At 69.1% G+C, this 16,712-nt stretch carries 14 protein-coding genes; 6 read left to right on the forward strand and 8 right to left on the reverse strand.

Annotated features, from left to right (window positions below; all coding sequences use genetic code 11):
* The first annotated feature begins 573 nt into the window (after positions 1-573).
* Both BKK81_RS30495 and BKK81_RS30500 read left to right on the forward strand, forming a co-directional pair.
* Positions 574-1,776 (forward strand): ammonium transporter, encoded by a 1,203-nt coding sequence (locus BKK81_RS30495; RefSeq protein ID WP_071020766.1) that lies wholly within the window; start codon positions 574-576, stop codon positions 1,774-1,776.
* 200 nt (positions 1,777-1,976) lie between these two features.
* The gene (locus BKK81_RS30500) at positions 1,977-2,828 is read left to right on the forward strand and encodes a mechanosensitive ion channel family protein (protein ID WP_071020768.1); all 852 of its coding nucleotides are present in this window, start codon (positions 1,977-1,979) and stop codon (positions 2,826-2,828) included.
* A 50-nt stretch (positions 2,829-2,878) separates the two neighbouring features.
* On the opposite strand, the gene BKK81_RS30505 is transcribed toward BKK81_RS30500, so the two are convergent.
* Positions 2,879-4,090: a Bcr/CflA family multidrug efflux MFS transporter gene (locus BKK81_RS30505; RefSeq protein WP_071020770.1), complete on the reverse strand. Its 1,212-nt coding sequence runs from the start codon at positions 4,088-4,090 to the stop codon at positions 2,879-2,881.
* A gap of 276 nt (positions 4,091-4,366) precedes the next feature.
* On the opposite strand from BKK81_RS30505, the gene BKK81_RS30510 reads away from it, so the two are divergent.
* A complete protein-coding gene (locus BKK81_RS30510) occupies positions 4,367-4,942 on the forward strand; it encodes a hypothetical protein (RefSeq protein ID WP_071020771.1) in 576 nt (191 codons plus the stop codon).
* A gap of 107 nt (positions 4,943-5,049) precedes the next feature.
* Here the strand turns inward: BKK81_RS30510 and mdoH are convergent, their stop codons facing one another.
* From mdoH to BKK81_RS30535, 5 genes are all read right to left on the reverse strand, one after another.
* Positions 5,050-7,650: a glucans biosynthesis glucosyltransferase MdoH gene (gene mdoH, locus BKK81_RS30515; RefSeq protein WP_071020772.1), complete on the reverse strand. Its 2,601-nt coding sequence runs from the start codon at positions 7,648-7,650 to the stop codon at positions 5,050-5,052.
* Complete coding sequence (locus tag BKK81_RS30520; protein WP_083384578.1) at positions 7,623-9,206, reverse strand: glucan biosynthesis protein G; 1,584 nt, start codon at positions 9,204-9,206, stop codon at positions 7,623-7,625. The genes mdoH and BKK81_RS30520 overlap by 28 nt, the downstream gene beginning before the upstream one ends.
* A 390-nt stretch (positions 9,207-9,596) precedes the next feature.
* Positions 9,597-10,157, reverse strand: coding sequence for a surface-adhesin E family protein (locus BKK81_RS30525; RefSeq protein ID WP_071020775.1), 561 nt, complete (start codon positions 10,155-10,157; stop codon positions 9,597-9,599).
* 104 nt (positions 10,158-10,261) lie between these two features.
* The gene (locus BKK81_RS30530) at positions 10,262-11,128 is read right to left on the reverse strand and encodes a helix-turn-helix domain-containing protein (protein WP_071020777.1); all 867 of its coding nucleotides are present in this window, start codon (positions 11,126-11,128) and stop codon (positions 10,262-10,264) included.
* A 133-nt stretch (positions 11,129-11,261) separates the two neighbouring features.
* Positions 11,262-11,483, reverse strand: a complete 222-nt coding sequence (locus BKK81_RS30535) for a hypothetical protein (RefSeq protein WP_071020780.1) — start codon at positions 11,481-11,483, stop codon at positions 11,262-11,264.
* Positions 11,484-11,608: 125 nt separating this feature from the next.
* On the opposite strand from BKK81_RS30535, the gene BKK81_RS30540 reads away from it, so the two are divergent.
* The 3 genes from BKK81_RS30540 (at position 11,609) to BKK81_RS30550 (ending at position 14,871) form a co-directional block, all read left to right on the forward strand.
* Positions 11,609-12,916, forward strand: coding sequence for a hemolysin family protein (locus tag BKK81_RS30540; RefSeq protein ID WP_071020782.1), 1,308 nt, complete (start codon positions 11,609-11,611; stop codon positions 12,914-12,916).
* 456 nt (positions 12,917-13,372) lie between these two features.
* Positions 13,373-14,584, forward strand: coding sequence for a GGDEF domain-containing protein (locus BKK81_RS30545; protein ID WP_071020784.1), 1,212 nt, complete (start codon positions 13,373-13,375; stop codon positions 14,582-14,584).
* A 155-nt stretch (positions 14,585-14,739) separates the two neighbouring features.
* Complete coding sequence (locus BKK81_RS30550) at positions 14,740-14,871, forward strand: entericidin A/B family lipoprotein (protein WP_071020787.1); 132 nt, start codon at positions 14,740-14,742, stop codon at positions 14,869-14,871.
* 90 nt (positions 14,872-14,961) lie between these two features.
* Here the strand turns inward: BKK81_RS30550 and BKK81_RS30555 are convergent, their stop codons facing one another.
* Together BKK81_RS30555 and BKK81_RS30560 are read right to left on the reverse strand one after the other, a co-directional pair.
* On the reverse strand, positions 14,962-15,597 hold the full coding sequence (locus tag BKK81_RS30555) for a bifunctional 4-hydroxy-2-oxoglutarate aldolase/2-dehydro-3-deoxy-phosphogluconate aldolase (protein ID WP_071020789.1): 636 nt from the start codon (positions 15,595-15,597) through the stop codon (positions 14,962-14,964).
* 64 nt (positions 15,598-15,661) lie between these two features.
* Complete coding sequence (locus BKK81_RS30560) at positions 15,662-16,609, reverse strand: sugar kinase (protein ID WP_071020792.1); 948 nt, start codon at positions 16,607-16,609, stop codon at positions 15,662-15,664.
* Positions 16,610-16,712: the final 103 nt, after the last annotated feature.

Below are 16,712 nucleotides of genomic sequence, written 5' to 3' on the forward strand. Positions count from 1 at the left end.
GGCTGATTTCCCTTGTTGGTCGTCTTCACCGGCCCCGCCTCCAGGCGGCAGTTCACCGATCGGCGCAGTCTAATCTGCCCTTTGCGCCGAGAGCAATCCCCAGTGGCACCGACGCAACGAAAAAAACCCGCAAATCCTTCGCCGGCGCGCCTTTGTAGCGGATTTAGGCAGCTGGCAGGGCTATTCGCACGCGTCCCGGAATGCAAACAATGGCAATGACGCCGGCATGATCGGCGCCTCCGGTGCGACCGATGCCGCCGATGCGTCCGCCGATGGACGCAGGCCATGCGTCTCCCCGCCTGGCCTGGTCTCCCCGTCGGCGGCCATGCACCGGACCGGCTCCGGCGCGCCCGGCGCACGCCCCATTCTGGCGCCGCGCCCCGATTAGGTGCACAAAGCCAAAGCAGGCCGCTCCGAATCGGTGCGCGCGGACCCGCCTCGATGCGGCGGCTTGTCCCGGGACTTCCGCCACAACCCCCACTACGGTGCGTCTGCACCATGCCATGGTGCGACCGGCCCCAACTTGGAACGCTTTTTGCATACCCATGCGCCTATTTTGAGCATGAGGGACTCATGGACAACTGGAAGAGCGGCACCGACGCCCTGTTCATCCTGCTAGGCGCGATCATGGTGCTGGCCATGCACGCCGGCTTCGCCTTTCTCGAACTGGGCACGGTACGGAAGAAAAACCAGGTCAACGCCCTGGTCAAAATCCTGGTGGATTTCGCGGTTTCCACTATTGCGTATTTTTTCATCGGCTATACGGTGGCCTATGGCGTGAATTTCATGGTCGGCGCCGACGTGCTGGCACAGAAAAGCGGCTATGAACTGGTGAAATTCTTCTTCCTGGCCACCTTTGCCGCGGCCATCCCGGCGATTATCTCGGGCGGCATTGCCGAGCGCTCCCGTTTCACGCCTCAGTTGATGGCCACCTTCGTACTGGTCGGATTCGTCTACCCCTTCTTCGAAGGCATCGCCTGGAACCAGCGCCTGGGCGTCCAGCAATGGATCACCACGCTGACCGGCGTGCCCTTCCATGACTTCGCCGGCTCGGTCGTGGTGCACGCCGTGGGCGGCTGGATCGCGCTGCCCGCCGTGCTGCTGCTGGGCGCGCGGCGCGGCCGCTACCAGAAAGATGGGCGCATCAGCGCGCATCCGCCGTCGAACATCCCGTTTCTCGCGCTGGGCGCCTGGGTGCTGGCGGTGGGCTGGTTCGGCTTCAACGTGATGAGCGCGCAGAGCATCGACAAGATCAGCGGGCTGGTCGCCATCAATTCGCTGATGGCCATGGTGGGCGGCACCCTGGCTGCCTGGTGGGCCGGGCGCAACGATCCGGGCTTCGCCTACAACGGCCCGCTGGCCGGCCTGGTGGCGGTCTGCGCCGGCTCGGACCTGATGCACCCGCTGGGCGCGCTGGCCACCGGCGCGGTTGCCGGTGTGCTGTTCGTCTACCTGTTCACGCTGGCGCAGAACAAATGGCATATCGACGATGTGCTCGGCGTATGGCCCCTGCACGGTCTGTGCGGGGCCTGGGGCGGCATCGCCGCCGGCATCTTCGGTGCCCGCGCGCTGGGCGGCATCGGCGGCGTATCGCTGCTGGCCCAACTGATCGGCACGGTACTGGGCATCGTCATCGCCCTGGTCGGCGGCACGGTGGTCTATGGCACGCTGAAGAAGTTCGTCGGCATCCGGCTCGATCCCGAGGCCGAATTCAACGGCGCCGATCTGTCGCTGCACCGCATCTCCGCCACCGCGGAGCGTGAGACCAACTGGTAAACGAGAACCGGCAGACAAAGACAGGCAGGCGCCGGGCGGCGGCAGGCCGCCCGGCGCCTTACCATTGTTTGCTTGAACTTCCGATTTTGGCAGCGCAATAATGATTTTTGCCTGCCCGGCACCGCCGCGGCAGGCAGGAATCCGCATCGATCCGTCGATCCGGGATCGATCTCTGTCCAGCCAGCCGGGAGAACACGCCAATGGATGCCGCAACGCTGCAGAAATTTCAGGAAACGGTTACCGCCTACGCCACCGAGTTCGGCGTCAAGATACTCTCCGCCCTCGCCTTCTGGATCGTCGGCCGCTGGCTGATCCACTTCGTCGTCGGCCTGGTGCAGAAATCCCTGTCGCGCCAGAAGGTCGATTCCACCCTGCTGCGCTACGTCGGCTCCATCGTCACCGTCACGCTCAACGTCGTGCTGGTGATCGGCATCCTCGGCTACTTCGGCATCCAGACCACCACCTTCGCCGCGCTGATCGCCGCCGCCGGCGTCGCCATCGGCATGGCCTGGTCCGGCCTGATGGCCAACTTCGCCGCCGGCGCCTTCCTGATCGTGCTGCGCCCCTTCAAGGTCGGCGACTTCGTCACCGTCGGCGGCATCACCGGCACGGTCAAGGAGATCGGCCTGTTCTCCACCACGCTCGATACGCCCGACAACGTGCTGACGGTGGTCGGCAACAACAAGATCTTCGCCGACACCATCCAGAACTTCAGCGCCAACCCCTACCGCCGCGTCGAACTCAAGGCCCAGCTCGCCGGCAGCACCGACCCGGCCGCAGCGGCCGCGCTGCTCAAGGCACGCCTCGCCGCCATCCCCAACGTGCTGGCGGAGCCGCCGGTCGACGTGGAAATCCTGGAGTTCACGCTGGTGGGACCGGTGCTGGCGGTACGGCCCTACTGCAACAACGACCACTACTGGCAGGTCTATTTCGACACCAACCGCGTGATCCGCGACACCTTCGGCCAGGCCGGCTTCGCGGCACCGATGCCGGCGCAGATGGTGGTGGTCCAGAACGGCGCCGCCGCGGTACCGGTACAGGCCGCGGCCTGAGCCTGCGGGCCCGCGCCAAACGCGCGTTCGACTTACCCGGCGCGCCCCCGTCAGGGATGCCCTGCCCCGCGGCATCCGTAGGCGCGCATCAGCACGGCACCCACGCCACACACGCCCATCACCACCGCCAGCGGCAGTGCCGTGCCGTCATGCCACAGGCTGACCGCGGCGCCCGCCAGCGTTCCCAGCGAGAACTGCAGCGTGCCCATCAGTGCCGAGGCCGTGCCGGCGCGATGGCCCTGGTGGGCCAGCGACATGGCCGAGGCATTGGGCAGGATGCAGCCCAGCGCGGCGATGAAGAGGAAGAAGCCCGCCAGCAGCACCGGCAGCGTGGCCCAGCCCGCGAGGCTGGCGCCGGCCAGTCCCAGGCCCGCCGCGCAGGGCACCAGCAAGGCGCCGCGCAGGACGCGGTCCAGCGGCCTGCCGCGCACCAGCCGCGCATTGCACTGGGACATGGCGATCAGGCCGAAGGCGTTGGCGCCGAAGACGAAACCGTAGTGCGAGGGCGCGATGCCGTGCAGCTCGATCAGCACGAAGGGGGATCCGGCGATATAGGCGAACATCCCGGCCTGGGCAAAACCGGCGGACAAGGAGTAGCCGAGGAACTCGCGGTCGCGCAGCAGTTCGCCATAGCCGGCGAGCACATGGCCGAGCCGCAGCGGCGCTGCACGCGCCGGATCCAGCGACTCCTCCATGCGCAGGTGCACCAGCCACAGGATGGACAGGCTCGCCGCCACCAGCACCCAGAAGATCGCACGCCAGCCCAGCGTCTGCAGGATGAAGCCGCCGAGGATGGGCGCCAGGATCGGCGCCAGCCCCATCACCAGCATCAGCGAGGAAAAGGCGCGCGCCGACTCGTGCGCCGCAAGCCGGTCGCGGATCACCGCGCGCGCTACCACCATGCCGGCACAGCCACCGAGCGCCTGCAGGAAGCGGAACAGCATCAGCGCCTCGACATCGCGCGCCAGCGCGCAGCCGGCTGCCGCGGCCGCGTACAGGCCGAGCCCGACATACAGCGGCGGCTTGCGTCCGTAGCGGTCGCTCAAGGGGCCGTAGAAGGCCTGGCCGAGCGCCAGGCCGACCAGGAAGGTGCCCAGGGTCAACTGGATGCGGCCGATGTCGACGCCGAGATCGGCCGACAGCGTCGGGAAGCTCGGCAGATACATGTCGATGGACAGCGGAGCGAGCGCCGTCAGCGAGGCGCAGACCAGCAGCCAGAGGGGGAAGCGCGCGGCCTGCTGCGCGCTGGCGGAAGACGTCATAGCGGGAACCCTGCAATCGGTTGGCCGCGGCGGGCAGGCACGCCCGCACGCATGGTGCGAAGCCGCAATTGTTGCACAGCATAACGAAACCGGCAGGAGAAGAGCTGTCCACGCGATGCCGCCCCGTCGCCGCCGATCCCATGTGTGGCGCGGCTTTCACGGCAGGCGGGCGGAAGGGTACAATGCGGCCTGTCGACGACGCTGTGGCCGACGACCGCACTGCCATATGAGCTTGGCCGGCGGTTGACGGCCCTGGTCCGGGCAACGTTTTTCTGCATGAGAACAAGACAAACGCCGCTCCTCGCTGTGCTCGGCCTGGCCGCTTCGCTGGCACCGGGGCCCTGGATGCCGCCCGCTGCGGCGGCCCCCGCCGCAGCCCGGCCGCAGGCCGCCTCGCAGCCGCCGGCGGACGAAGCCGAACCGCTGGCGCGCATGCTCAAGGGTGCCGCCACGGGCCAGAACACCGGCGCGGCGGGCGTGCCCGAACTGCTGCGCAATACCAACCGGCCCGACAGCGTGCTGGCGCGTGCCTGCCGCCAGCTCAACGATGCGCTGCCGATCGACATCGATGCCGAGACCCGCTTGCGGCGCTGCCAGACGGTGCCGGGCAAGCATGTGCTGTTCCAGCTCGAACTGACCAACTACCGCGGCCCGATGCTCGACCTTGCCAGCTTCGAGGTGAACTACGCCGCGCCCCTGCAGCGCAATATCTGCGCCAACCGTGACGTCGAGATCCTGACCAAGCTCGGGATCAGCATGATGTTCCGCTACATGACGCGCAACGAGCGCGGCGAGCGCCGCGTCGGCGACGTCTACATCAGCGCACCGATCTGCGCGACGGCGCAGCGCTGAGGCTGCTCGACCACTGGAACGCCGGGGCGCTGGAGGCGGTGCCGGCCAGCGCGGCGCGCGGGCCTTGCACCCGCGGCGCGCAAACAGGTCTGCGGACCTGCGGACCCTCAGGCCGCGGCACGCTGGCGCAACGGCACCACGTTATCGGCCACACGACGCAGCACCGCGCGCGTGCGCTTCCAGTCTTCGTGCGCCAGCGACGAGCCCCACACCAGCGCATGCAGGCGCGCCAGCGCCAGCGGATTGCCCAGCAACTGCAGCTTCTGGGCCGGGGTCAGCGCAGCCGGGCCCGAGGTCAGCGCGTGCTGCAGCAGGGCTTCATTGCGCAGGCGCGCGGCTTCGGGTTGCACGCGCCGCGCGCTGCCCGTCGCGCAGAGCAACGCGTTGGTCACGGGATCGACCACCGCATCGATGAAGTCCGGGCTGGCGTGCGCGGATTCGACGAAACGCTGCGTGTCCTGCATCTCGCGCGGCACGCTCACCTCCTCCGGGATCACGAACAGGTTGGCGCGGCGCAGCGCACGCCCGAGCGAGACACGCGACAGGAACACCGAGAGCGGCACCGACAAGGCCAGCGAGCCGACGATGGGCAGCAGCCACCAGATGAAGGACGGATTGAGCCAGTACACCAGCGCTCCCCAGGCCAGCCCCACCAGCGTATGCCCGCCGTGGCGGCGCAGCGCCTCGCCCCAGCCGGTCTGCGCATCCTCGCGCGGCGGCGACTTCCAGCTGATGCCCCAGCCGACATAGGCTGCCAGCACGAACTTGGCATGGAACAGCATGCGCACCGGCGCCAGCAAGGCTGACAGCACCATCTCCACCAGGGCGCTGCCCAGCAGCGCCAGCCGGCCGCCGTACTGGCGCGCCTGCCGCATCAGCAGCAGCACGCTCGCCAGCTTGGGCAGGAACAGCAGCGTCGCCGTGGCCGAGAACAGCGCCAGCGCCTTCTCGGGATGCCACTCGGGCCAGGTCGGGAACAACTGGTAAGGCTGCGTGAAATACTCGGGCGGCACCAGTTCGTGCTTGGCCAGCAGCGCGGTCGACAGCAGCAGGAACAGCAGCCACAGCGGCGCCGACGCATAGGCCAGGGTTCCGGTCAGGAACACCGCGCGGTGGACCATGTGGAAACCCTGCTTCAGCCACAGGCGGAAATTCATCAGGTTGCCCTGGCACCAGCGGCGGTCGCGCTTGAGTTCGTCAAGCAGGTTGGGCGGCAGTTCCTCGTAGGAACCCGCAAGGTCGTAGGCGATCCAAACCCCCCATCCGGCGCGGCGCATCAGCGCGGCCTCGACGAAGTCGTGCGACAGGATCTCGCCCGCCAGCGGCCCTTTGCCGGGCAGCGGCGCCAGTGCGCAGTGCTCCATGAAGGGCTTCACACGGATGATGGCGTTGTGGCCCCAGTAGTGCGATTCGCCGAGCTGCCAGTAGTGCAGGCCCGCCGTGAACAGCGGGCCGTAGACACGCGTGGCGAACTGCTGCACGCGCGCGTACATGGTCTCGCGGCCCACCGCCTGCGGCGCGGTCTGGATGATGCCGGCGCCGGGATTGGCTTCCATCAGCCGCACCAGCGTGGCCAGGCAGTCGCCGCTCATCACGCTGTCGGCGTCGAGCACGATCATGTAGCGGTACTGGCTGCCCCAGCGGCGGCAGAAGTCGGCCACGTTGCCGGTCTTGCGCTTGACGCGGTGGCGGCGCCAGCGGTAGAAGATGCGCCCGAAGCCGCCGACCGCGCGGCAGATCTCCATCCAGGCATCGGTCTCGGCCACGCGCAGGTCCGGATTGCCGCTGTCGGACAGCACAAAGAAATCGAAGGCGTCGATCTGCCCGCTGCGCACCACGGACTCGTAGGTCGCGCGCAAGCCGGCGAACACGCGCGTCACGTCTTCATTGCAGATCGGCATGATGACGGCCGTGCGCGCCTGCGCCGGAATCGGGCCGTCGGCGGCGGCGCTGCGCGAGATCAGGTGGCGGTCGCCGCCCTTGGCCAGCACCAGGAAGCCCATCATCGCCGTCCAGAAGCCGGCGGACACCCAGGCGAACAGCACCGTGAACAATGTCAGGATGGCGACCTCGAGCAGGTCCCGCCCCTGATAGGGCAGCACATGCGCCATGAAATAGGTGGCGAGCCCGGTCTGCGCCAGCACCAGCGCCAGCAGCACCCAGCGCCGGTGGGAGCCGGCCGGGTGCCAGGTGCCCAGGGCATCCGGGCCGTCGTGCAGCGTATCCCATACCGCCGGCACCGGCGGGCGGCCGCTCAGGCGGCGCGCCAGGTTGCGCAGCCAGTGGCCCAGCACGTGCGGCGGCCAAGGCTTGGGCACCATGGCGCCGCGCTGCGGACGCGGCCCGGTATCGACGCGCACGGTACCGTCGGCGCGCCGCTGCAGCACGGGACCTGCCGCCGTGCCGGCAGCGTCGCCGGCCTCGCCGTACGCCATGGTAAAGCGCTGCCCGACCGAGCCATAGCCGTCGTCGTGCTCAGCCTCGTCCGGCGCGGATGCGCCGGCCGGGGCTGCCGCGGCCGTGCCGGCATCGGCCCGCGCCAAGCGGGCCTGCAGGGCATGCATGGTGGCCTGCGCGTCGCCGCCGCCGGCGCGCGTAGCATCGTCGAGCAGCGCCCGGCGCTGTTCGGGCGAGGCAGGCAGGCATTCGACATAGCGTTCACATGCCGCCTGGCCTCGCTTCAGCCTGGGGGTAAGATGTAGCTCCATGTCTCGGACAGGGTTGTATTGCCATTGCGAAGGTAGCCGCGCAGTTCCACCGGCTTGCCTTCATCCTTACGGCGCACCACCAGCGTCAGGCGGTAGCCGCCGGTCGCCGGGTTGCGCTGTGCGGTGCTCTTGAGCACCTCGCCATTGCTGTCGGCCGAAATCATCGCGTCGACACGCGCGTCGGCCTGCAATCTCTTGAAGATGGGGCCTTCGAAATCGACCTGCAAGGAAAAACTGGTGTCATCATCCTTGCGCGTGAGGCCCTGGCCACGCCGGGTCTGCGTGACCCAGGACAGCGGCGGCGTGCGCTCGCCATCCTTCTGCCACAGCAGGCGGTACTCGAAGTCGAAGGGCTGCTTGGGCTTGGGCGGATTGTCGGGCACCCAGAAGGCCACGACATTGTCGTTGGTCTCATCCGGCGTCGGGATCTGCACCAGTTCCACGCGGCCGGAACCCCAATTGCCCTTGGGTTCCACCCAGGCACTCGGCCGGTGCTCGTAGTTCGCACCGATTTCCTGGTAGCTGGCGAAGCTGCGGTCGCGCTGCATCAGGCCGAAACCCTGCGGGTTGGTCGCCGCGAAGGAGGTGACCAGCAGGCGCTTCGGATTGACCAGCGGGCGCCAGATCCACTCGCCGGTGCCAAGCTGCACCGACAGCCCGTCCGAGTCGTGCACCTCGGGGCGGAAGTCGGGCTGGGCCGACGGCTGGTTCTCGCCGAACAGGTACATGCTGGTCAGCGGCGCCAGCCCGAGCTTGGTGACGTTCTCGCGCAGGAACAGGCGTGCCTTGACCTCCATCGCGGTCTCGTCGCCCGGCTTGATGACGAAGCGATAGGCGCCGGCGACGCGCCGCGAGTCCATCAAGGCGTAGATGGTCAGCTGCTTGTCGCCCGCTGCCGGGCGCTCGATCCAGTACTCGACGAAGCGGGGAAACTCCTCGCCCGAATTCAGCGCGGTGTCCACCGCCAGCCCGCGCGCGGACAGGCCGTACCACTGGTCCTTGCCGAGCGCGCGGAAATAGCTGGCGCCAAGGAAGGACACCACCTCGTCCTTGCGCTTGCCCTGGTTGAGCGGATACAGCACGCGGAAGCCGGCGAAGCCCAGCTTTTTCAACTGGGCCGGGTCCACCTTGACCGGGCCGTACTGGAACGCAGAGGGATCGAAGCGGATCTCGCGCGCATTGCCGCTGACGACCTCGTTGATACGGACCGGTTGATCGAACACCATCCCTTCGTGGAAGAAGGACAAGTCGAACGGCAGCCGGTTGTTGCGCCAGGGGAAGTGCTCCGGCTTGAACTGGATCTCGTGATAGCGCTCGTAGGGCAGCTCGCGCAACTCGCGCGGCACATTGGTCGAGCCCGGGGCCTTGTAAGGCGTGCTGGCCAGCTGGCGCGCGCGCGCCGCCACCATGTTGAAGTCGAAGGCATGCGCGGCCGCAGCCCACCCCAGCACCAATGCGGCCAGGGCCTGGAGACAACGCCGCGCGCCGGCACGGCGCGGCGTCGCGGGACGGAAGTTCGCTGCCAGGCTGCCGGACAGCACTGTGGGTTCGGACATGAAAACCGGAGGAAGAGTCCTGAAACGGAAAGGATGACGGAAGCCGTTGCAAGAGGCAGGCCAGCAGACGAAAACTCTGCCGCTCGGTGCCAGCAACAAGTGAGACGCTCTCAGCTTAGTCTTGCTGCATTGCGCAAGAATTACCTTAGCAAGCGGAGCCTTAAAAGTCACGTTTCACCCCGGAAACGTTTGCAACATTTTCCTACAGGGTTGCCGGAACGCCGCTTGCCACAAGGCTTTGCGGGCGACGCATCACCTCGCCGGGGGCACTTGGCAGCAACCTGGGGAGACAAGCGCCAGCCACGGCGGCGACGGCCGCAGACAAGCGCCTGGAGACGGGTGCAGCAAGCAACGCGCGCCGCCGCAAGGACGGCGCGGCGCGTGGCGCGCTCAATGGCAGAGGCGGTTCATCAGGTCGCCGGCGATGGTGCCGCTGGATGCGGACTGCGGCGCACGCGACTCGGGAGCGCGGATGGTATAGAGGGGTTCGCCGCGGGCATAGCGCTTGCCGTACAGCGTCTGCTCGACGACGAGGTAGGTCGAGCTGGCGCAATCGAGCACCATGCGCTTGAGGGAGGAGGCGATCGGCTCGCCGGCGGTGGTGCGGATCACGCCCCCCGACGGGGCATTGCGCATCAGCACCACGCCGACTTCGCTGCCGCGGCGGCGCACCGATGCGGTGTCGAAGTAACTCACCACGCCGTTGGCACCCATCATGGGCAGCCAGCGTTGCGGATCGGGAGCCGAGGGATCCGGGGCGGACAACAGGGTGCAGCCATCGCGCGGCGTGGAGCGGAACACGGTATCGCCGCTGGCGCTCTCGCACTGGTACAGGCCGGTGGCGACCGGTCGCGTGGCCGTCGCGTTGTTCATCGTCTGCGCATGCGCGGCAGAGCACAGGACGCCGCCGGCGATCAACGCGGCGGCACGGAGACATCGTGGAAACAGCATGGGCGGGCCCTCGTAAAGACGGGAAAAACAGCCGGCATTGTCGCACAGGCCTCGACGCCGGCAACCCTGGCGGCCGCCGCAAACACGTGCGTTCGGTCTGAACCTTACGCCGGCGCGGACTGCGCCAGCGCCTCGAAGGCGGCGGCGGAGGCGCGGTCCGCGGGAAAGAAGCACTCGATGCGCAGTTCCTGCAGGCTGACGTCCTGCGGAATCCCCAGCGTGGTCAGCGTGGAAAACAGGGACGCATGGATGCCCGGCCCCGCCACCACCACCGGCAGCACCGGCGGCGGCACGCCTTCGCCAGCCTCATCGTCGAACAGCGGCACGCCGCCCGGCCCGACCATGTCAGGATGCCAGACGGCGATGCGCTGGAATATCTCGCGCGCGGTGCGGTCGTGCGCCTGTACCTGCAGTTCCTGCCAGACGCGGCGCAGCAGGTAGCGCCCGACCTGGCGCGCATTCTCGATCGACGGCCACAACCCGGCCGGGTCGAACACCGTCAGCATCAGGTTGACGCGGCCGCCGCCCTGCTCCAGCGCCGCCGGCGCGCGCCCGCGCAGCAGCAGCCCCAGCATGCGGCGATAGGCCTGGTTGGCATCCACCAGGTTCCAGAAGCGGTCGAGCACCACGGCCGGATAGGGTTCCTGCTTGGCCAGGATCAGGGCGATGGCCTGCTGCACCATGGAGGCCGGCGGCGCCGCCAGGCCCTGTTCGCTGTAGGCGGGCGCATAGCCACCGGCCAGCAGCAGGCGGTTGCGCTGGCGCAACGGCACGCCCAGGCGCTCGGCCAGCGCCAGCACCATCTCCCGGCTCGGCCTGGCGCGGCCGGACTCGAGGAAACTGATATGGCGCTGCGACACGCCAGCGACCTGCGACAGGGCCTGCTGGCTGTAGCCGCGGCGGTTGCGCCAGTAGCGCAGCAGCGCGGGAAAGTCGAGCGCCGCTTCGGAAGCGGGTGTCAGGGTGTCCATGGCGGTATTACAGCACGCCGGGTGAGGCTGGGCGAATACCTTCGAGGTAATCACCGCGATTCAGCGCCCCGCCAGTGCGCATCCGGAACCGGGGCGCTTCTTCTGCCATCCGCCCGCCACAATGCCGGCATCATCACTCCACCTCGCCCGCGTCGATGGCGCGCATCGCCGCCGCCTCGGCCAGGGCCAGCGCCGCTTCGGCCGTGGGCGCCACCCCCACCTCCTGGCTGTGGGTCGGCACCGAAGCCTCTTCGCCGAAGGCATCTGCGATCACCGCCAGGCCCAGATAGCCCTGCCCGGCCGGCACCGCCCTTGCCAGCACCGCATAGCCGCCATACTCGAAACGCCGTTCCATGGCTGTTTCCTCCAGGGGTCCGCTCCCGGCCATCATAGGACATGCCCGCAGATGACTCCGGCCTGACATGCGCGGATGGTATCCTTGACGTTTTTCACCCCCGCGCGCAAAGGGCGCGCACCCTGATGGAAATTGCCATATTACTGGCGCTGATTCTGCTCAACGGCCTGTTCGCCATGTCCGAGATCGCGCTGGTGACAGCGCGCAAGGCGCGCCTGCAGCGCCGCATCGAGGAAGGCGATCGCGGTGCGATCGCCGCGGTCAAGCTGGGCGAAGACCCGACCCGTTTTCTCTCCACCGTGCAGATCGGCATCACGTCGATCGGCGTGCTCAACGGTGTGGTCGGCGAGTCGACGCTGGCCCAGCCGTTCGGCGTCTGGCTGCAGGGATTCGGGCTGCCCGCCACCACCGCGGGCTATGTGGCCACGGCCATCGTGGTCGCGGGCCTGACGTATTTTTCCATCGTGCTGGGTGAACTGGTACCCAAGCGGCTCGGCCAATTGGCGCCCGAGTCGATCGCGCGCATCGCCGCGCGCCCGATCTCCTGGCTGGCCACGGCCTCGACACCGCTGGTGCGCCTGCTGTCGGGTTCGACCCGGCTGATGCTGCGCGTGCTGGGCGTCGAAGGCGCGCGCGGCCCCGCCGTGACCGAAGAAGAAATCCACGCCCTGCTGATCGAAGGCTCCGAGGCCGGCGTCATCGAACAGCAGGAGCACACCATGGTGCGCAACGTGTTCCGCCTCGACGACCGCCAGCTGACCTCGCTGATGGTGCCGCGCGGCGAAGTGGTCTGCCTGGACGTCGAGGCGACGCTGGAGGAAAACCTGCGCCGCATCGAGACCTCCGATCATTCGCGCTTCCCGGTGGTGCGCGGCGGCATGCACGACCTGCTGGGCGTGGTCAGCGCCCGCCAACTGCTCGCGCGCCGCCTGCGCGGCGAGCAGACCGACCTGACCGCGGTGCTGCAACCGGCGGTGTTCGTCCCGGAAAGCGTCACCGGCATGGAACTGCTGGAGAATTTCCGTTCGTCGGGCGGGCAGATCGCCTTCGTCATCGACGAGTACGGCGAGGTGCTCGGCCTGGTCACGCTGCAGGACCTGATCGAGGCCATCACCGGCGAATTCAAGCCCACCAGCGCCGACGAGGAGTGGGCCGTGCAGCGCGCGGACGGCTCCTGGCTGCTGGACGGCCTGATCCCGATCCCGGAAATGAAGGACCGCCTGGCCCTGCGCTATGTCCCCGAGGAGGCCAAGGAGCGCTACCACACGCTGTCCGGCATGCTGCTGCTCCTGCTCGGCCGCCTGCCGCAGACCACGGACAGCGTGGAATGGGGCGGTTGGCGCTTCGAGATCGTCGACATGGACGGCAAGCGCATCGACAAGGTGCTGGCCACCCCCGTACCGCCCGAGCAAGAGTCCGACACCACGGCCTGAGTTCGGCCCTGCGCTTCGCCCCCGCGCTTCGGCCCCCAGGATCCCGCCCTGCGGCCCCGCCCGGCGGAATTGACCACGGTCAGGAACCCGTCATTCCGCCTCCGCCATCCGGGCCAGCCCTCGTGGTGAAATAGCGCCGGTGCCGTATGATCGGAGAGCGGGCGCGCCACGCGCGCCCGCGGCTCCCGGCGGCAGCGCGGCATGGCGGGAACCTGCAGTGCACGAGCCCGCGCAGCCAGGTGTCGCCACCGCCGTCAGGATTCCGCCATGTCTCAAGACGAGGCCGCTCGACCACCTTATCCGCCATCGCTTTGCCCGCCGTCCCCTTCCGGGATGGCGCCCGGCCTTGCCGAGGCCCGCGGGCACGCCGCCTTTCTCGCGGCGGCATGCCGGCTGGGCCCGACACCTGCCGCCGGCCCCGGCACGGGCTCGCCCGGCCCCGAGGCGCGGCTCGCCATGCTGGCCGTCCGCCTCGACCGCTTCGCCCATGCCCGCCTGCCACTCGGACCCGCCATAAGCGACAAGCTGCGCGCGCGCATCCTGGAGCGGGCCCGCGCGGTGCTCCCGGCCGACGCGCTGCTGCAATGGCTGGGCGAAGCCGACCTCGCCATCGCCACCCCGCTGCATGGCGGCGAGCCGGAAGCGCTGCGCCTGGCCCGCGCCGTGGCGGACACACTGGCGCGGCCAGTGGCCGTCGGCGGCTTCGAGCTGTTCCTTTCCTGCAGCATCGGCGTGGCGCTGGGCGAGCCGGGCTGCCCCGCCGAACGCTGCCTGCAGCGGGCAGTCGACACCATGCTCGGCGTGGCCAGGCGCGGGGGCGACGCCATCGCCAGCGCCGGCTCGGTGGCCGCGCCGCCGCTGCCGGCGGCCATGCTCGCCGCCCTGCCACAGGCGCTGGAACGCGGTGAGTTCGCCATCAACCTGCAGCCGCGCGCGCGCCTGGATGCGGATGCGGCCAGCGTCGACAGCTACACGGTGCGCCTGCGCTGGCAGAGCGCCGCATTCGGCCGGGTCGCGCCGCAGGATTTCCTGCCGGCGCTGGAGGCGCTCGGCCTGATGGGCGACGTCGCGCGCTGGATTCTCAACGATGCCCTGCCGCTGCTGGCGGCCGCTTCCTTTCCGGTTCCGGTGCAATTCCACTTTCCGGCGCCGGGCGCCCAGCTCCACCGGGAACACCTGATCGAGGAACTCGGCGCCGCCATCGGCAGGCTGGGCGTGCAGGGCGCGCGCGTCTGCATCGAGGTGCCTTGCCCGGACGCGGTACGCGCCAGCGACCTGCTCGGCGCCCGCTTCGAGGTTCTGCGCCGCGCGGGTGTTCAGCTTGCCCTGGGCGACTTCACCGATACGGAAATCTGCCGCGATGCGCTCGGCCTGCTGCGTCCCGACCTGGTCACGCTCGACGCGCGCCAGCTCGGCAGCCCGGCCCAGGGTCCGGAGGTCGCGGCTGGCCTGCGGGCGGCCTGCGCCCTGGCGCGCGACGCCGGCTACGGCGCCTGCGCGAAAGGCATCGAGACGCGCCCGCAACTCGACGAAGTGCGCCGCTGGGGCTGCACCAGCATGCAGGGCTACCTGCTGGCCCAGCCCTTCCCCGCGCGCTGGCTGCCGCAGATCCACGCCACCCTCGACCAGCGTGCCCGCGACCTGCTGGCCTCGGCCCGCGGCGGCTGAGCGGAAAGGAACGCCTTCTCGCACAGTCCGGCCGCCATTGTCCAGCCGGTCTTCCGCCAAGTTACAAATTGGCACATTCGTGCGTCAATGAGACCGCGCGCCGACGGTAAAATCGGCGCCCAATCACTGTTCGCATCGAAAGGAAGGAGCCTGGCGTGAAAAAAGGATGGATTGGCTTTGTACTGCTTGCAACCCTGCTGGCCGGCTGCAATACGATGGCCGGGCTGGGTCAGGATATCCAGAAGGGTGGCCAGAAGCTGGAAAGCGCGGCGGACCGCTCCAAGTAGGCGCAGCGGCATCGGCCGCGCACGCGTCGCCAAGCCGGGCTCCTGCCCGGCTTTTCTTTTCTCTTTTTTCTCTTTTCCCTTGCCCGCGGCTCAACGCAGCGCCGACGCCTGCTGCGCCAGCGTGCGGATGCGGCCCCAGTCGCCGGCGGCGACCGCGTCCTTGGGCACGATCCAGGAACCGCCCACGCAGACCACATTGGGCAGCGCCAGGTATTCCACCGCCTTGGCCGCGTTGATGCCGCCGGTCGGGCAGAAGCGCAGTTGCGCGAAGGGGCCGTACAGCGATTTCAGCATCGGCACGCCGCCGGCCGCCTCGGCCGGGAAGAACTTCAGGAAGGAGAAGCCGGCCTCGAGCGCCGCCATGGCCTCGCTGGCGGTCGCCACGCCAGGCAGCAGCGCGATGCCCTCGCCCTGCGCGGCGACGGCCAGCGCCGGCGTCAGACCCGGCGACACCGCGAACTGGGCGCCAGCCTCGCGCACGGCCTTGAGCTGGGCGGCGTTGAGCACCGTGCCGGCGCCGACGCAAGCCTGCGGAAAGGCTGCGGCCACGGCCCGCATGGCGTCCAGCGCCACCGGCGTGCGCAGGGTGATTTCCAGTACCGGCAGGCCGCCGGCGATCAAGGCCTCGCTGACGTGCAGCGCCTCGTCGACCGAGGCGAATTCGAGCACGGGGATGACGGGCACGCCATCGAGGCGGGTGAGCAGAGGGGAGGAATTGGCTTGCATGGCGGTCGGTTGGGTCGGTCTACTGTCTACGGTCTAGGGGGCGGGAAAGTCCGCTCGGACGGGCTCAGGCGAAGGGCTGGGCGGGCAGCGCCACCGGGCTGCCCAGCCGTCCCAGCACGGCTTCCGCCGCGGGGATGGGTGCGACGGCGCCGTAGCCGGTGGTCGACAAGGCCGCGGCCACGTTGGCATAGCGCGCCGCCGCGAAAGAATCGTCGCCGGCGGCCAGGCGCGCGATGAAGCAGCCGCCGAAGCAGTCGCCGGCGCCGGTGGCATCGACCGGATGCACGGGATGGGGCGCCACCAGCGTGCGCGCGTCGGGCGTCGCCACATAGGAGCCCTCCTCGCCCAGCTTGAGCGCCACCAGCCCGATGCCGCAGCCGAGCAGGTAGTCGACGATGGCGTCGCGGTCATCGAGGCCGGTCAGCACACTGATATCGTCCCAGCTCGGCAGGCAGACATCGGTCAGCGCGAAAGCCTCGCGCATGATGGCGCGGGCCCGCGCCAGCGGCCACAGCCGCAAGCGCAGGTTGGTGTCGAGCGAGACCCGGGTGCCGGCCTTGCGTGCGTGTGCCATGGCAGCCAGGCCGGCGTCGCAGGCGCTGGTGCTGATCGCCAGGCTGATGCCCGACAGGTGCAGGTAGCGCGCCTCGGCGATGGCTGCCAGCGGCAGGTGCTCGTGACTGTAGCGGCTCGCCGCCGAGCCGGCGCGCAGGTAGTCGAAGCGGTGGCCGCGGTGGTCGTGGCTGACGAAATAGACGCCGGTCGGCGCCGCGGGGTCGACCCGCACGTGCCGCGTGTCGACGCGCTCGTGGGTCCACAGCGCCAGCAGGCGCTCGCCGAAACCGTCCTCGCCGACCGCGCTCAGGTAGCCGGTGCTGGCGCCCTGGCGCGCCGCGGCGATGCAGAAATTCGAAGTGTCGCCGCCGAAGCCCTGCAGGTAGTGGCCGGGCCGGTCGGGCTGCTGGTTGAATTCGACCAGCGGCTCGCCGTAGGCGAGTATGTCGATGCTCATGATGCGCTCATCCTTGATGTTCTTCCGCAGGGGTCTGCCGGAGCGTCGGTCCCGAAGGGGCCTGCACAGGGACTACAGGGACTCCTCGGGGCTCCCCGCGGCC

The sequence above is a fragment of the Cupriavidus sp. USMAHM13 genome, assembly GCF_001854285.1.
Taxonomy (GTDB): Bacteria; Pseudomonadota; Gammaproteobacteria; order Burkholderiales; family Burkholderiaceae; genus Cupriavidus; species Cupriavidus malaysiensis.

Bases quoted from the DNA above. Each gene is read 5' to 3' on its own strand.
- BKK81_RS30535 (WP_071020780.1), bottom strand. From the start codon at position 11,483: ATGGAACGGCGTTTCGAGTATGGCGGCTATGCGGTGCTGGCAAGGGCG.
- BKK81_RS30530 (WP_071020777.1), bottom strand. From the start codon at position 11,128: ATGGACACCCTGACACCCGCTTCCGAAGCGGCGCTCGACTTTCCCGCG.
- BKK81_RS30560 (WP_071020792.1), bottom strand. From the start codon at position 16,609: ATGAGCATCGACATACTCGCCTACGGCGAGCCGCTGGTCGAATTCAAC.
- BKK81_RS30545 (WP_071020784.1), top strand. From the start codon at position 13,373: ATGCTGGCCGTCCGCCTCGACCGCTTCGCCCATGCCCGCCTGCCACTC.
- BKK81_RS30510 (WP_071020771.1), top strand. From the start codon at position 4,367: ATGAGAACAAGACAAACGCCGCTCCTCGCTGTGCTCGGCCTGGCCGCT.
- BKK81_RS30555 (WP_071020789.1), bottom strand. From the start codon at position 15,597: ATGCAAGCCAATTCCTCCCCTCTGCTCACCCGCCTCGATGGCGTGCCC.
- BKK81_RS30520 (WP_083384578.1), bottom strand. From the start codon at position 9,206: ATGTCCGAACCCACAGTGCTGTCCGGCAGCCTGGCAGCGAACTTCCGT.
- mdoH (WP_071020772.1), bottom strand. From the start codon at position 7,650: ATGGAGCTACATCTTACCCCCAGGCTGAAGCGAGGCCAGGCGGCATGT.
- BKK81_RS30540 (WP_071020782.1), top strand. From the start codon at position 11,609: ATGGAAATTGCCATATTACTGGCGCTGATTCTGCTCAACGGCCTGTTC.
- BKK81_RS30500 (WP_071020768.1), top strand. From the start codon at position 1,977: ATGGATGCCGCAACGCTGCAGAAATTTCAGGAAACGGTTACCGCCTAC.
- BKK81_RS30495 (WP_071020766.1), top strand. From the start codon at position 574: ATGGACAACTGGAAGAGCGGCACCGACGCCCTGTTCATCCTGCTAGGC.
- BKK81_RS30505 (WP_071020770.1), bottom strand. From the start codon at position 4,090: ATGACGTCTTCCGCCAGCGCGCAGCAGGCCGCGCGCTTCCCCCTCTGG.
- BKK81_RS30525 (WP_071020775.1), bottom strand. From the start codon at position 10,157: ATGCTGTTTCCACGATGTCTCCGTGCCGCCGCGTTGATCGCCGGCGGC.